Genomic DNA, 559 nt, shown 5'->3' with positions numbered 1-559 from the left:
CCGCCCGTCCAAGACGTGCCGTGCTGGCACGGTCCCAGTCATTGGCCTGTTCACACGCTGACCGCCATGCCGCGATCTGCGCCGGATAAAGCCCACGCTTGCGGCAGTATTCAGCCAAATCGGCCTCATTGAGAGCCGCCGTTTCCAGCACCGCTGCGAACTTGTCACGTGACGACCAGCCCTCGGGCCCAGCGTCAGCGTCAGGCAGAAGCTGCCCCTTGCCGCGCGCATCCGCACGCCACTTGTGCAGCGTTGCCTCGGAGATCCCTTCCTCCTGCGACAACTGCCGAATGGCTATGTTGTTCGGCGGAAGCATCCGCTTCAGCACAGCCGATCTTCGTTCCAGTGAATATCCCAAATCATCGTCCTATCCCGCCCACCTGAGAAATAGAGGAAAAGTAGAGCAGCGGACAACTTCCATGACACAGGGGGGGGTGTCTTAGCCACGAAGTAAGTGCCAACTGTTGATTGTCACTGAGAACTGACCCGGTAGCCGCATAAATTGTCACTGAGAACTGACCCATGTGAACACACTGCCCCGACATTTTTGGTTGGGGGG

At 58.7% G+C, this 559-nt stretch carries 1 pseudogene; it reads right to left on the bottom strand.

The annotated features are described in order from the left end of the window. Positions 1-358: pseudogene (locus MCRY_RS22555) on the bottom strand (hypothetical protein); the annotation flags it as partial. Positions 359-559 lie beyond the last annotated feature (201 nt).

Origin of the sequence: Marivita cryptomonadis, from assembly GCF_002115725.1 — a bacterium.
Classification (GTDB): domain Bacteria; phylum Pseudomonadota; class Alphaproteobacteria; order Rhodobacterales; family Rhodobacteraceae; genus Marivita; species Marivita cryptomonadis.
The sequence above is the reverse complement of the archived record's forward strand: the minus strand, read 5'-3'. Positions and strand labels throughout refer to the sequence as shown.